Here is a 386-nt window from a genome sequence, read left to right on the forward strand (position 1 = left end):
GTCGTCGTTGTGGTCGCGAGCTGGGTCGCGCGGCGCACGGTCCTCGGGCGGCGCATCGTCGCGGTCGGCGGCAACGAGACCGCCGCGGCGCTCGCGGGCATCCCGGTGCGGCGCACCATCACGACCGTGTACGTCGTGGCCGCGGCGCTCGCGGGCCTCGCGGCCCTCCTCAGCGTGGGCGTCAACGGCACCGTCGACACGGCGAACCTGGGGCTCGGGTACGAGTTCACGGTCATCAGCGCGGTCGTCGTCGGCGGCACGGCGCTGACCGGTGGCCGCCCCCGCATCTGGGGGAGCGTCGCCGGGGTCGCGCTGCTGCAGCTGCTCGGCTTCACGCTCGCCAGCCACGACGTGGCCAAGGAGGTCGCGTCCCTCGTCCAGGCGGC

General features: G+C 75.4%; 1 protein-coding gene. It reads left to right on the plus strand.

Going from position 1 to position 386, the window contains the following annotated elements:
• On the plus strand, positions 1-386 hold a 386-nt coding region (locus G3I71_RS49780; protein ID WP_369335596.1), incomplete at both ends, for an ABC transporter permease.

This window comes from Streptomyces sp. SID12501 (assembly GCF_010550245.1).
Taxonomy (GTDB): Bacteria; Actinomycetota; Actinomycetes; order Streptomycetales; family Streptomycetaceae; genus Streptomyces.